At 46.3% G+C, this 13,695-nt stretch carries 10 protein-coding genes and 3 pseudogenes; 10 read left to right on the top strand and 3 right to left on the bottom strand.

Annotated elements, in window-relative coordinates:
• Positions 1–7: 7 nt before the first annotated feature.
• Positions 8–520 carry a glycine cleavage system protein R gene (locus CS022_RS11595; protein ID WP_129122406.1) on the bottom strand — a complete coding sequence of 171 codons (513 nt, stop codon included), beginning with the start codon at positions 518–520 and terminating at the stop codon, positions 8–10.
• Between the two features lie 238 nt (positions 521–758).
• Between CS022_RS11595 and CS022_RS26335 the strand changes: the two genes are divergently transcribed.
• From CS022_RS26335 to phoU, 6 genes and pseudogenes are all read left to right on the top strand, one after another.
• Entirely contained in the window at positions 759–1,364 is a 606-nt protein-coding gene (locus tag CS022_RS26335) for a hypothetical protein (RefSeq protein WP_235869477.1), read from the top strand.
• Positions 1,361–2,140 carry a hypothetical protein gene (locus tag CS022_RS26330; protein WP_235869476.1) on the top strand — a complete coding sequence of 260 codons (780 nt, stop codon included), beginning with the start codon at positions 1,361–1,363 and terminating at the stop codon, positions 2,138–2,140. The genes CS022_RS26335 and CS022_RS26330 overlap by 4 nt, the downstream gene beginning before the upstream one ends.
• The gene (locus tag CS022_RS26325; RefSeq protein ID WP_235869475.1) at positions 2,140–2,919 is read left to right on the top strand and encodes an ABC transporter permease subunit; all 780 of its coding nucleotides are present in this window, start codon (positions 2,140–2,142) and stop codon (positions 2,917–2,919) included. The genes CS022_RS26330 and CS022_RS26325 overlap by 1 nt, the downstream gene beginning before the upstream one ends.
• A 15-nt stretch (positions 2,920–2,934) precedes the next feature.
• Positions 2,935–4,586: pseudogene (pstA, locus tag CS022_RS11585) on the top strand (phosphate ABC transporter permease PstA).
• Between the two features lie 13 nt (positions 4,587–4,599).
• Positions 4,600–5,417: pseudogene (pstB, locus tag CS022_RS11580) on the top strand (phosphate ABC transporter ATP-binding protein PstB).
• 13 nt (positions 5,418–5,430) lie between these two features.
• A pseudogene (gene phoU / locus CS022_RS11575) lies at positions 5,431–6,137 on the top strand (phosphate signaling complex protein PhoU).
• A gap of 118 nt (positions 6,138–6,255) precedes the next feature.
• Here the strand turns inward: phoU and CS022_RS11570 are convergent.
• Positions 6,256–6,858: a peroxiredoxin C gene (locus CS022_RS11570; RefSeq protein WP_129122405.1), complete on the bottom strand. Its 603-nt coding sequence runs from the start codon at positions 6,856–6,858 to the stop codon at positions 6,256–6,258.
• 128 nt (positions 6,859–6,986) lie between these two features.
• Between CS022_RS11570 and CS022_RS11565 the strand changes: the two genes are divergently transcribed.
• The 3 genes from CS022_RS11565 to CS022_RS11555 all read left to right on the top strand — a co-directional run bounded on the left by CS022_RS11565 (position 6,987) and on the right by CS022_RS11555 (position 11,749).
• Positions 6,987–7,883, top strand: coding sequence for a hydrogen peroxide-inducible genes activator (locus CS022_RS11565; RefSeq protein ID WP_129122404.1), 897 nt, complete (start codon positions 6,987–6,989; stop codon positions 7,881–7,883).
• A 597-nt stretch (positions 7,884–8,480) separates the two neighbouring features.
• Positions 8,481–10,088, top strand: a complete 1,608-nt coding sequence (gene aceB / locus CS022_RS11560; protein ID WP_129122430.1) for a malate synthase A — start codon at positions 8,481–8,483, stop codon at positions 10,086–10,088.
• 77 nt (positions 10,089–10,165) lie between these two features.
• Positions 10,166–11,749: an isocitrate lyase gene (locus CS022_RS11555; protein ID WP_129122403.1), complete on the top strand. Its 1,584-nt coding sequence runs from the start codon at positions 10,166–10,168 to the stop codon at positions 11,747–11,749.
• 97 nt (positions 11,750–11,846) lie between these two features.
• Here CS022_RS11555 and CS022_RS11550 read toward each other — a convergent pair whose 3' ends face one another.
• Positions 11,847–12,542 (bottom strand): acyl carrier protein phosphodiesterase, encoded by a 696-nt coding sequence (locus CS022_RS11550; RefSeq protein WP_235869474.1) that lies wholly within the window; start codon positions 12,540–12,542, stop codon positions 11,847–11,849.
• Positions 12,543–12,632: 90 nt separating this feature from the next.
• On the opposite strand from CS022_RS11550, the gene CS022_RS11545 reads away from it, so the two are divergent.
• Entirely contained in the window at positions 12,633–13,553 is a 921-nt protein-coding gene (locus CS022_RS11545) for a S1 family peptidase (RefSeq protein WP_161569612.1), read from the top strand.
• The last annotated feature ends 142 nt before the right edge of the window (positions 13,554–13,695 follow it).

The raw sequence follows: 13,695 nt of genomic DNA, 5'->3' as shown, positions 1-13,695 counted from the left end.
TTCCTAATCACTGACTTTCTTCTTGGTCAAACTCCACGATCAGATCGTCTGACAGTGCCTCAAGTGCTTCTTGTAAGTCACTTTCTGATACCGATGTCGGCATCGTCAGTTTGAACTGTGCAAGGAAAATCATGGTACCTGCATTCGCGGCGCTCTGCGCGTGGGTTTCCATTTTGCTGATATTGATGCCAAACGTTGCCAAGGCTCTGCTCACTTCCTGAACAATACCCGGGCGGTCGTTTCCTGTAACAGATAACGAACAGGCTTGATGCATGGTAGAAGATTGCTCTGCACCTTCACTGATCATTACGTCGAGACCATCGATTTGTGAGAGAGCGTCACAAAGAGGATTAAATTGGTTTTCAGATACCTGAACCAAAATAATACCGGTGAACATACCAGCGAGGTTCGACAAGCTACTTGCTTGCCAGCTGGCGTGGTGAACAAAAATGACATTGGAGATCTGGTCTACCAAACCGGCCCGATCGGGACCTATAAATGTTACAACCAGTTGTTTCATCGCTAACCTCGGACAGTGTTGTTGGGGGGAGGTTTATTATTGAAGTCCCTCAAATCCCTGTCTACTACTGCATGATAAAGGAGCATTAAACTGTGTCTTCCATCAACGTCGGGAGGTTAGTAAGTGTGCATTTCATTTTTATTACAATTGACAGAAATAATAAAAAAATGAGCGCTGTAACATATATGTCATCAAAAAGTCATATTATGATCGGCTGAGAAAATGTGCTGAGGTATGAATGGCTGACGCCGCAGAGTTAACAAATCAGGGAGATGTGGTAAGACAAATTAAGGACAGAGCGACCAGTGTGACCGTGAAGATGGGCGGTACATTTGTCCTTGCCTTATTGTTGCTTATTTTCGTGTACCTGTTTGCCGTGACGATGCCGTTGCTCAAATCTGCCTCTGTGGAACAAAAACTTGCGTACAGTTTATCTCTTCCGGGTGAGACTGTGCATGTCGGTGTTGAGAACAATCAAAAGTATGTTTACCGATACAGCGCTCAGGGGCAGCTTGCTGTTTTTGATCCTTTCTCTCCGTCAACCACTCGGCAAGAAATTACATTAACAGACACGCCATCGAGCTTTTACAGCTTGCCCGGTAAACATCACATCACCGCCTATGGGCAGACAGATGGACGTGTTGTGTTTCACCAGCTGTCATCATCGATGAACTCTCCGAGCTTTCGTCCTGATATTAGTGCCTTTTTTCCTGATACTTCGTTAGAAGAAGGGCTCCCTGTTTCTGCCCTCACTTTTGGCCTTGAACAAAATGTACTCACTGTTGCGGGACAGGTTGGCAGCCACATTGTGATTGTTCGCATGATAAGCGTCGCGAGGTTTTGAAAAGTACGCTTGCTGCAGCCGGTGTAAAGCAATTTGTCATTACACCTGATGGCAGCGTGCTGTTTGTTTTGCGTAACAATACTATCGAGCGTTATCAAATTTCAGATACACAGGTAAAGCGCACTGATAGTGTACCTGTTGATGGTTTTACTGGCAGTGAACCCGTCAGTATCGCTTTGCTGCCCGGTGCGAGCTCCGTTATTGTCACGTCAAAAGATGGTCAGGTCAGCCAGTGGTTTCAAGTATTGAAAGAAGGAACGCGAGATTTAGCCCTAATCCGAACGTTTAACGCCGACGGTAGTATTGCTGCGCTTCAGTCTGAGGTACATAGAAAGTCACTTGTGGTGCTCAATGATAAGGGAACATTGACGCTGTGGAACGCGACCAGCGAGAAAACGGATCACTTTGCACTGCCTTCTCTGGCCGGCGTCACTCATATTGGCCTGTCTGCATCGTCGAAAACCTTGGTGAGTGAAAAAAATGGGCAATGGGAACTGTTTGCCGTTAACAACCCCCACCCAGAAGTCAGTATGCGCTCGCTTTGGCAAAAAGTATGGTATGAGAATTACCCAGAACCTGCTTTCGTTTGGCAATCGACGACGGCAGACGATGACGTTGAAGTAAAGTTAAGTGTTATCCCAATGTTCTTTGGGACCATCAAGGTTGTCTTGTTCTCAATGTTTATCGCTATCCCTTTGGCTATCGGTGGCGCGATATATACGGCATACCTGATGCCTCGGGGGTACGAAAGGCCATCAAGCCAACTATTGAGCTGATGGAGGCGCTGCCTACTGTCATTCTTGGCTTCCTTGCGGGTCTATGGTTGGCACCCATTGTTGAGCAAAACCTTATTGGGGTGTTGCTACTGTTTCCTCTCTTGCCTCTGGTATTTGTCAGCATCGGGGCTTTTTGGGGGGCAATGCCAAAAACATTGCGCAAGAAGATGGGGCTCGGCGGGCATGTGTTTCTGCTGCTTCCTGTCATTGCATTAACAGGACTTCTTGCCTTCAAGTGCGGCACGTTTATCGAACACCATTATCTGCAAAGCGATGCGAGCACCTTTGTCACGCTCTCCCTAGGTATCAACTTTGATCAGCGGAACGCGCTGGTTGTTGGTATTGCAATGGCGTTTGCCATTGTTCCGACGATTTACACGATTGCAGAAGACGCTATCTACTCTGTGCCTAGGCACCTTACTAATGGTTCGCTGGCCTTAGGGGCAACGCATTGGCAGACATTGAGAAATGTGGTGTTACTTGCAGCAAGCCCCGGTATTTTTGCGGCGATTATGATGGGGGTTGGCCGAGCGGTGGGCGAGACCATGATTGTCTTGATGGCGACGGGCAATAACCCGGTAATGAATTTGAATGTATTTGAAGGCCTGCGTTCACTTGCTGCCAATATTGCGATAGAAATGCCGGAATCCGAAGTAGGCAGCTCTCACTTCAGAGTTCTTTTTCTGACTGCGTTTGCGCTGTTTGCGTTTACGTTTTTGTTTAACACGATTGCTGAAATTGTCCGCCAGCGTATGCGGGAGAAGTACAGTGCGCTCTGAGACGGATAAGGTGTTATGAATATTGGCAGGGGAGTGACGTCGACCCCTTGGGTATGGTTGACAGGTGGCATGATAAGCCTCTGTATATTTGCCGTACTTGGCGTTTCATTGCTGATTGGTTGGCAAGGTTTACATTATTTCTGGCCGAATATTGTTTACAAGTTCGAAGTCAGAAATCAGTCAGGCGGCACGGATACGTTTTATGGCGAGATTTATCAGGAATCAGATGTCGCTACCCGTCAACTCATTGAGGCTGGAGTCGATGTAGCAAAGCCAGAGGCGCCGACACAGGCTCGCTATTTAATACGAATTGGTCACCGTGAAAGTGAACAACACGATTTTCTCTCCGTTCTGGCTCAGGATGTGAGCAGCATAAGAGCGCCCGCACAACTTGCAGTGATTGAACGCTCACGAGGTGGGGTGATGTACGGTCAGCCTGTCAGTTTTCTTAATGATGGGGCTCTTCATACTCGGGTGTTTGATAACGATGAATTGCACAATATCCTAGCTATTACGCACCTGCAACTTGATACGATTCGGCATATCGAGAAAAACCAGATTGGTAAAGTTAACTATCAGCTGGAGCAACTCCGGTTGAAGCAACGAAGCGTTGAGCAAAAAGGCCAGCAGCCACCCGTTGAACTTTTGGCAGAAAAGACGCGCCTTGATGAGGAATATGCTGAACTCGAGAGGCGTTTACTCGAAGCGCGCAAGGTACTGAAAGATGACCGTCTCAACGTAAAAGTTCGCACCGGTGCAATGATACAAGTGCCGATGGCTAACATTGTCGACGTTTGGTACCCCAATAATATGTCTGCCCCAGAAAAGCTTCTTCACTGGATGAAGCAGGTCAAACGGTTCATCATTGGTGAGTCGCGGGAGGCAAACTCTGAAGGCGGTGTGTTTCCGGCCATTTTTGGTACGGTATTAATGGTACTGTTGATGTCTATTTTGGTGATGCCTCTCGGTGTGCTTACGGCGGTTTACCTTCATGAATATGCAGCAAAGAACCGGTTTACAACGACCATTCGTATCGCGATAGCTAACCTTGCGGGAGTCCCCTCGGTTGTCTACGGCGTGTTTGGTCTCGGTTTCTTTGTGTATTTTATCGGCGGCAGCATAGATAGCCTGTTTTATTCTGAGTCGTTACCTGCGCCGACATTTGGTACGCCAGGCATTTTGTGGTCTTCTTTAACACTGGCATTGCTGACGCTGCCCGTGGTTATCGTCTCCACAGAAGAAGCTTGTCGCGTATTCCCACGCCGGTTCGCCACGGTTCTATGGCTTTGGGTGCAACAAAATCCGAAACGCTTTTCAGGATTGTTTTGCCGATGGCAACGCCCGCGATGATGACCGGATTGATTCTGGCCGTTGCCCGTGCAGCGGGTGAGGTCGCCCCATTAATGCTGGTGGGCGTGGTGAAGATCGCGCCGAACTTACCGCTGGATGCAAACTTTCCTTACCTACATTTGGAAAGAAAGTTCATGCACCTTGGATACCATATTTATGATGTTGGCTTTCAAAGCCCGAATATTGAGTCGGCAAGACCGCTGGTTTACGCCACATCATTTTTACTTTTGACAGTCGTAGTGAGTCTGAATCTTTTTGCTGTTGCTATACGCAACCAGCTGAGAGACAAGTACCGTGCACTGGAGCAAGATATTTAGCAGGACAACTGAGATGATTTCGTTTGATGCCAGTGCAGGCTTTCCTAAACCTATTAACCTTTCGTCACTGCCGGATGAGCAGACGGCATTGGTCATCAAAAATCTCAACCTGTTCTATGATGGCACACAGGCGTTGTCTAATATCAACATGCGCATTCCGAAAGGAAAAGTCACCTCTTTTATCGGTCCTTCCGGCTGCGGTAAATCAACATTGTTACGATGTATTAACCGGATGAATGATTTGGTTGACGGTTGTCAGGTGGAAGGTGAGATACTGCTGAATGGTAAAAATATTTACGATGACAATATTAATGTGCCTGCCTTAAGGCGTCAGGTGGGCATGGTGTTTCAGCGACCGAATCCTTTTCCTAAAACCATCTACGAAAATGTTATTTATGGGTTAAGGCTTCAGGGTATCAGTAACCCACGGGTATTAGATGATGCAGCTGAGCGATCGCTTCGTGCTGCAGCGCTCTGGGATGAAGTAAAAGATAGGCTAAATGATAATGCGTTCGGCCTTTCTGGCGGTCAGCAACAGCGGTTAGTGATAGCCAGAGCCATTGCCATAGAACCTCAAATACTGCTGTTGGATGAGCCACATCAGCGTTGGACCCGATTTCAACACTGACCATTGAAGAGCTGATCAATGAGCTAAAACATAAGTACACTGTGGTTATCGTGACACACAACATGCAGCAAGCCGCGCGCGTGTCAGATCAAACCGCGTTTATTAACTTGGGGAAGGTGGTGGAGTATGCAGATACGGATACCTTGTTTACGACACCAAGGCACAAACAAACAGAAGATTACATAACAGGACGATATGGATAGGGGCAAACACACCATGAGCAATAGCAATATCAGCCGACATATTTCAGGACAGTTCAATATCGAGCTTGAAGCGATTCGAACACATGTACTGGCAATGGGCGGGCTGGTTGAACGACAGCTCTCTGATGCGTTGCATGCTGTCCACTATCAGGATTTAGAGCTGGCCAAGCATGTGATCAAAGAAGATCACAAAGTGAACTCGATGGAAATCGCGATTGATGAAGCCTGCACTCGAATCATCGCCAAGCGCCAGCCAACCGCGGGTGATTTAAGGCTGGTAATGGCAATCATCAAGACCATTACCGATCTCGAGCGCATTGGTGATGTGGCAGACAGTATTGCCCGAACCACACTTGAGAACTATTCGACTCAGCAGCAACCTTTTCTGGTTTGCTTGAGGCGCTGGGTCGAAAAGCGGCAAAGATGCTGCATGATGTACTAGACGCCTTTGCAAGAATGGACGTCGATGCCGCGATGAAGGTCTATCGCTCAGATGATGATTTAGATAAAGAGTACGAAGCGATTCTTCGTCAGCTGATGACGTACATGATGGAAGACCCGCGCTCTATTCCTAATGTGCTCAAGGTGATGTGGTCAGCAAGGTCGATAGAGCGTGTTGGTGATCGTTGCCAGAACATTTGTGAATACATCATTTACTTTGTGAAGGGCAAAGATGTTCGACACACCAACCAGGAAGAAATGGAAAAGCTGCTCAAATAAGTTTCACAAATAGTTTTTTCCTGTTGATCTCATGGCACCCACACGGCAGATAAACGTAAAAAAGCCCGCATTGCGGGCTTTTTGATATTTCGCTCAGATACCTAAGTATCGTCGGCAATTACAGGTCGTCAGTATGCTCGCTCAGGAACGCAGCAACACCTTTAGGTGACGCGTCCATACCTGCTTTACCTTCTTCCCATTGTGCTGGGCAAACTTCACCGTGCTTCTCGTGGAAGTTCAGTGCATCAACCATGCGCAGCATCTCGTCGATGTTACGGCCAAGAGGCAGGTCGTTAACAACTTGGTGACGTACGTCGCCGTTTGCGTCGATCAGGAAAGAACCACGGAAAGCAACGCCATCTGCTGGGTGCTCAACGTCGTATGCTTTACAGATTTCGTGCTTAACGTCAGCAACCAATGGATACTGAACCTGACCGATACCGCCGTCTTCAACAGCAGTGTTACGCCATGCGTTGTGAGAGAACTGAGAATCGATAGAAACACCGATAACTTCTACGCCTTTCTCTTTGAAGTCAGCATAACGCTTGTCGAAAGCGATCAGCTCAGAAGGACATACGAAAGTGAAATCCAGTGGGTAGAAGAAAACTACTGCTTTCTTGCCTTCAGTGAAAGTTTTGAAGTTGAAGTTATCAACGATTTCACCATTGCCCAGGACTGCCGCTGCAGTGAAGTCTGGGGCTTGACGGCCAACTAGTACCATTTCTCAGCTCCTAAGTGTAGAAAAAACAGGCAGAATTGCCTAAGTCCATAGTTATTCGCGACAAACTATAATGGAATTGCTAAATTGAAAAAAGTGGAATTAATAGATTAATGTAATCGGAAATAGCGATGACCAAGTTTCCATCTCTCAAGCAGTTACACTATCTTGTCACCCTTTACGAAACACGGCATTTTGGCGAGGCGGCCAAGCAATGTTTCGTCAGCCAATCAACATTGAGTTCAGGTATTCAAAACCTCGAAGATTTAATCGGTACTCGCCTAATAGAAAGAGACAACAAAACGTTAGTTTTTTCGGCTATCGGCGAGGATGTCGTTAAACGAAGCCGAGAGATCTTAGCGCGGAGTCAGGACTTACTTGAAATCACCAAAATTAGTGAACTTCCAATGCACGGTAATTTGAGGCTGGGTTGTATTCCGACCATCGCGCCCTTTTTATTGTCTGATTTGGTCCAGCGGGTCAATACAAGTTTCCCTGAACTTAACCTCTTGCTTCGTGAAGACACAACGGCAAACTTATTGAGCGCCTTAAAGCATGGCGATCTCGATATTCTCATTCTGGCGTTACCGATGGACATTGGTGCAATGGCCAGCCGGAAAGTAGGGCGTGACCAGTTTCGGATGGTGTTGAGCCGAAGTGAGGCGGAGAAATTGCGTTTACCCATGAGGTATCGGGATTTACCTGATGAATCCGTGTTTCTTTTGGATCGGGAACATTGCTTGACGGACCATGCTGTTTCAGCTTGTAAGCTCACCAGTAACGAGAAAATAAATCCCTTTGCCGCCACAAGCCTTCATACGTTAGTGCAGATGGTTGCGAATGGATTAGGAACAACATTTATCCCGCAAATGGCGATAGACCATGGCTTATTAGACAACCTTGATTTGGTCGTTTTAGACCCACCGGGTAAAGAGGCTTATCGTGAAATTGGCCTTGTCTGGCGGCCCACATCAAGTCGAAGAGGGACATTTGAAGCACTTGCTAAGGTAGTTGAAGAGCTCTTGTGACCCACTATTTCACTCATAATCCACAAGTTGGTTTTTTATTCTGTTTTCAAGTCTTATTTGTAGAATTAATCACTTATTTTTCATCAAATAACTACGTCGTACCTGAAAGCAAATTCGGTTATCTGGCTACAAATGTCATGATGAGCTTTCTTTGTATGAAAATGCACTTTTTGATTTATTTTAATGTGAAAAATTCATTTTAAATACATCATTATCAATGACTTATTATTATTTTGTGATTTTACTCCCAGTTTTAAACGCCTTTGTATGGGTGTTTTTTTACCGCTCAAAATGTAATTTAATTACGTAATGACTTACAAAAACACCTTTTTATCGCTAAAAATGCCCAGTCGATATAACAATCTGAAATTCGTTTTAATTCGGCGTTTTGAGTTATTACTCTAATTACATTTAAGTTATTGATTTTAAATTATTATAGAGCGTGTTGTTATTTTGTATTTAATTTTTTTTTTGTTGATCTCTTGCTAAAATTACGGCAGTTTACTAATTAATCAGCTAGGCGGGTAAGGCACTCTTTGCCTAGCTAAAAACAATAAATGTCGTGATTAAGTTACATTTGGTCAAGGAGAGAAAATGATGGGTACACAGCCAGTATCTTCCCGTCACGCTTTGCAGTTAGATCCGGAAATCACCAAAAATCATCAAGATGTTTTAAGTGAAGAAGCGCTGATATTTTTAAGTGCATTGGTTGAAAAGTTTGCCGACCGTGTACCTGGACTACTTGCAGATCGTGTCGAAAAACAGAAAAAATTTGATCAAGGTGAGTTACCTGATTTTCTGCCTGACACAGCATCAGTGCGCGAGGGCGACTGGAAAATACGCGGTATTCCCGATGATCTGCTTGATCGTCGCCTCGAAATTACCGGCCCGCCAGATCGCAAGATGGTCATCAACGCGCTGAACGCTAACGTCAAAGTATTCATGGCCGATTTTGAAGACTCTTTTTCTCCGACTTGGAGCGGTGTTCTCGACGGTCAGCGTAACTTGACAGATGCAATCAACAGAACGATCACCTTCACCAACCCTCAAAACGGAAAGCACTACGAGCTGAACGAAAATCCAGCGACGTTAATTTGCCGTGTTCGTGGTTTGCATTTAACGGAGAAGCACGTTGAATGGCAGGGTAAAGCAATCCCTGGTGCACTTTTCGACTTTGCACTTTATTTCTTCCGCAACCACAGAACATTACTTGAGAATGGTTCAGGCCCTTACTTCTATGTGCCAAAACTTCAGGCATATCAAGAAGCGGCATGGTGGGGTGAGGTATTTAGTTTTGCTGAAGATCATTTCGACCTTTCTCGCGGAACCATCAAAGCAACGGTACTGATTGAAACGTTGCCTGCAGTGTTCCAGATGAACGAGATCCTGCATGCAATGAAAGACCACATTGTCGCGTTGAACTGTGGTCGCTGGGATTACATCTTCAGTTATATCAAAACATTGCGCAACCATCCTGACCGTATCTTGCCTGACCGTCAGGTTGTGACAATGGAGAAGCCGTTTCTTAATGCGTATTCGAGACTTCTCGTAAGAACGTGTCACCAGCGCGGTGCGATGGCAATGGGTGGTATGGCAGCATTTATTCCTGCCAAAGACCCAGAGCAGAACGCGATAGTGTTGGAAAAGATCAAGAATGATAAGTCTCTTGAAGCGAATAACGGGCACGACGGTACATGGGTTGCTCATCCGGGTCTTGCTGGAACAGCGAAAGAGGTCTTTGATGCTGCATTGGGTGACCGTATCAACCAAATGGACATTTCACGTTCTGACGATGCACCTATCACCGCGGCCGAGCTTATCGAACCGTGCGAAGGTGATAGAACGGAAGATGGTATGCGCCATAACATCCGTGTTGCTGTTCAGTACATTGAAGCGTGGATTTCAGGCAATGGCTGTGTACCAATTTACGGCCTGATGGAAGATGCTGCGACAGCTGAAATCTCCCGCGCCTCTATCTGGCAGTGGATCAAGCACGGTAAGTCGTTGAGCAACGGCAAGACAGTCACTGCAGAATTTTTCCGCGAGTGCCTAGCTGAAGAAATGCTGGTACTCAAAGATGAACTGGGTGCTGAAAGATATAACGGCGGCAAGTACGAGCAGGCCGCTGCGATGATGGAAACACTGACCACCAGTGAACACTTAACCGATTTTCTGACCCTACCGGGTTATGAATTGCTTGATTAACAGAAGCCTCTGGGATTTTTAATCTTTTGATTGACGGGCACTTTGTGCAAGAGTCATTTAGTTAAAAGGGAAAACACATGACTAACTACAGAACAACAATTGACGAAGCAACAAACCTGATCCAGCGCGAAGGTAGCGCTTGGAATGCCATTAACCCTGAGTATGTTGCTCGCATGAAGCTGCAGAACCGTTTTCAAACGGGTCTGGACATTGCGAAATACACGGCAAAAATCATGCGTGAAGACATGGATAACTATGATGCCGATTCTTCTCAGTACACACAGTCTCTCGGCTGCTGGCATGGTTTTATCGGCCAACAAAAGCTGATTTCTATCAAGAAGCACTTGTTGTCAACTAAGCGTCGTTACCTGTACCTCTCTGGTTGGATGGTTGCGGCTCTGCGTAGTGAGTTTGGTCCTCTTCCTGACCAGTCAATGCACGAGAAAACATCTGTTGCAAGCCTGATTGCTGAGCTTTACACCTTCCTACGTCAAGCGGATGCGCGTGAGCTGGGCGGTCTGTTTCGTGAACTGGATAAGGCTCCTGAGTCTGAAAAAGCAGCAATCCAAGAGAAAATCGACAACTTTGAAACGCACGTTGTGCCAATCATCGCTGATATTGATGCGGGCTTCGGTAACGAAGAAGCGACGTATCTGATGGCGAAACAAATGATTGAAGCGGGTGCATGTTGTATTCAGATTGAAAACCAAGTTTCTGACGTTAAACAATGTGGTCACCAAGATGGTAAAGTTACCGTTCCTCACATTGAATTCCTGTCAAAAATCAACGCTATCCGTTACGCATTCCTTGAGCTGGGTGTTGATGACGGTGTTATCGTTGCACGTACGGACTCATTGGGTGCAGGTCTGACTCAGAAAATTGCTGTAACCAACGAGCCAGGCGATTTGGGTGACCAGTACAACAGCTTCCTTGAAGTGGAAGAAATGGATGCTGACAAACTGCAGAATGGTGACGTTGTATTCAAGCAAAACGGCAAACTTGTTAAGCCTGCGCGTCTGCCTAACGGTCTGTTCCAATTCCGTCAAGGTACAGGTGAAGAGCGTTGTGTTCTTGACTGTATCACGTCTTTGCAAAACGGTGCTGACCTGCTGTGGATTGAAACTGAAAAACCGCACGTTTCGCAAATCGGCGGCATGGTAAACGAAATCCGTAAAGTGATTCCAAACGCTAAGCTGGTTTACAACAACTCACCATCGTTCAACTGGACTTTGAACTTCCGTCAGCAAGTATTCGATGCAATGCAAGCAGCGGGTGAAGATGTATCAGCGTATGACAGAGCTAACCTGATGAGCACTGATTACGATGAGACTGAACTGGCGAAGCAAGCTGATGAGAAAATCCGTACTTTCCAAGCGGATGCATCTCGTGAAGCGGGTATCTTCCACCACCTCATCACGTTACCTACTTACCACACAGCGGCACTGTCTACTGACAACCTTGCGAAAGGCTACTTTGGCGATGAAGGTATGCTGGCTTATGTTGGTGGTGTTCAGCGTAAAGAAATCCGTCAGGGTATCGCAACGGTTAAACACCAAAACATGGCTGGTTCAGACATGGGTGATGACCACAAAGAATACTTCTCTGGTGACCAGGCGCTGAAAGCGGCGGGTGAAGACAATACGATGAACCAGTTCGGTTAATCGTTAACGGTAAAAATAATAAAAACAACTACGGGAAGACATTGGGCTGCTGGTGCAGCCCTTTTTTATTGCCGTTCTACTCTGTATCCGCCACAAGTCATGTTCTGGTTTCATTAAACGCCAATGCAGCGTGTTGAACCTGTTTGTAAATACCTGAAAACTGCTCGTGGAACAGTTCGTAATGCACATTGATCTCAGCCGCACAATCACGTAATGGTGCCATTCTAGGACTTCGGTGCGACATTCTCTCTAAAACCAGCGCGATGGTTTCTCGTTTACGGTAAGACAACAACCAATCGTTCTGCCACATTCTTTCTGCAGTGGTCAGATAGGAAGTCGGTAGCTGCGGAATGTGTTGTTTTTCCTCATTACACCGCACTCTGCAGTTTTCAACAAATTGCTCAAGATCTAATGAGTGATAATTGTCCCAATCTATGGCGAGAATATGGTCCCAGAAAATATCCAACGCGATGGCACTGAAACGGTATAGATCTTTGGAAAAGTGTTGCCTGCAGTATTTTGTTTCCGGCAGGTTATCGATGAATCTGTCGACAAACCGGTGAAGGTAGATAGCGTTAACCGTTTTTTCAGGAAACTTACCTTCAGGTTTACCACGAATGAAATCGGCAGCTAAGTTGCCTGTTAATTCACTCTCACACAGTTGTGCGATATGAAGGTGGGCAAGATAGTTCATGTTATTGTCTCGTAAAAGAAACAGTTGAGGTATGCCGTTGTCTGCATCATATACCCGATATCCAAGTTGCCATATATCGCTCATTTTTTGGTGATTCATTTACTCTATAGCCTGTGACTGAGAATGCCAATGCCCTTGCGTTTCATGTGTTTGTTAATTTTTCTTGTAACTGGGTCGGCGACAGCTGACATGTCGCTGCGTGTGATAAATGGGGATGATGCAAACCTGGACGACGCGCCCTGGCAAGCAGCAGTGTTTGTCGATAATGGCTTTGCGTGTGGCGCTGTGGTTATCGCTCCTTCTTGGGTTGCAACCGCAGCGCATTGTTTATTTGATAGAAACGGTTATCCACTGTCTCTTAGCCCCGAACGTGTGAAAATTGTCACGAAAACAGATAGCGTCAAAAGAAGCGTTTACAACATCCCTCAAGAGAAGGTTGTCGGGGTCGAGCGAATGTTAGTTCACCCTGAATACACTGAAAAGACCTTTAAAGCCGACCTTGCCGTCGTCAAACTATCACGTTCAGTCTCATCCCCTGCCGTTGTTATTGCGGACAGTAGGGTGCAGCAGCGTATGGAGAGTGTTGCTGGAGACCGGGAAGACATGAGTTTGCAGCTAACAGGCTGGGGGAGCATCCGAGCCACGGGTGAGGGTATCTCAAACCGTCTACAGAAAGCCCACCTTTCACTGGTGTCAGACCTAAGCTGTGCAACCGCTTGGGGAACGACCCTTCGTGATGTTGCTGGATATCAGCAAGCTTACGTGTGCACTAACTCGTCTCGGTTTAGTACATGCTTTGGTGATTCTGGAGGCCCTTTGGTATGGACTGATCCAGATAGAGTGTCTGATGCCGATAGGGGGAAGACGTTGGTTGGTATTGTGAGCTTCAGCGCCGGGCAATTATGCGGGCAAGGTGTAGCACCTGATGTTTTTACTCAGGCGTCAACGTATTCGGGGTGGATGGAAAACTGTGTGGCCGGAAAGTCATGTGATTTTAAAGTTGCTTCCCCGAACTTAAACTCGCAACAAGTAGGGACTCAAAATACTAACTCCAGTGGTGGCGCATGGTTTTTCTTGCCTATGCTGCTGCTGAATCTCTGGCGCCGATAACATTGTTTACGTCTGTCTAAAGCCTTCGTCGAGATCGCAGTGGTCTGTGAATCTCGATATCATCTCCATTTGATGTTGCTTCAAACCAATCATTACATGCCATGTCTTGCCTAATAAATAATATGATCTTTATCAATAAAAA

This window comes from Veronia nyctiphanis, from assembly GCF_004116385.1.
In the GTDB taxonomy this organism is placed as follows: Bacteria; Pseudomonadota; Gammaproteobacteria; order Enterobacterales; family Vibrionaceae; genus Veronia; species Veronia nyctiphanis.
Note: the sequence above shows the minus strand (reverse complement) of the source record. Positions and strands in the feature narration are given on the sequence as shown.

Bases quoted from the DNA above. Each gene is read 5' to 3' on its own strand.
- CS022_RS11595 (WP_129122406.1), bottom strand. From the start codon at position 520: ATGAAACAACTGGTTGTAACATTTATAGGTCCCGATCGGGCCGGTTTG.
- CS022_RS26335 (WP_235869477.1), top strand. From the start codon at position 759: ATGGCTGACGCCGCAGAGTTAACAAATCAGGGAGATGTGGTAAGACAA.
- CS022_RS26325 (WP_235869475.1), top strand. From the start codon at position 2,140: ATGGAGGCGCTGCCTACTGTCATTCTTGGCTTCCTTGCGGGTCTATGG.
- CS022_RS11570 (WP_129122405.1), bottom strand. From the start codon at position 6,858: ATGGTACTAGTTGGCCGTCAAGCCCCAGACTTCACTGCAGCGGCAGTC.
- CS022_RS11565 (WP_129122404.1), top strand. From the start codon at position 6,987: ATGACCAAGTTTCCATCTCTCAAGCAGTTACACTATCTTGTCACCCTT.
- aceB (WP_129122430.1), top strand. From the start codon at position 8,481: ATGGGTACACAGCCAGTATCTTCCCGTCACGCTTTGCAGTTAGATCCG.
- CS022_RS11555 (WP_129122403.1), top strand. From the start codon at position 10,166: ATGACTAACTACAGAACAACAATTGACGAAGCAACAAACCTGATCCAG.
- CS022_RS11550 (WP_235869474.1), bottom strand. From the start codon at position 12,542: ATGAATCACCAAAAAATGAGCGATATATGGCAACTTGGATATCGGGTA.
- CS022_RS11545 (WP_161569612.1), top strand. From the start codon at position 12,633: ATGTCGCTGCGTGTGATAAATGGGGATGATGCAAACCTGGACGACGCG.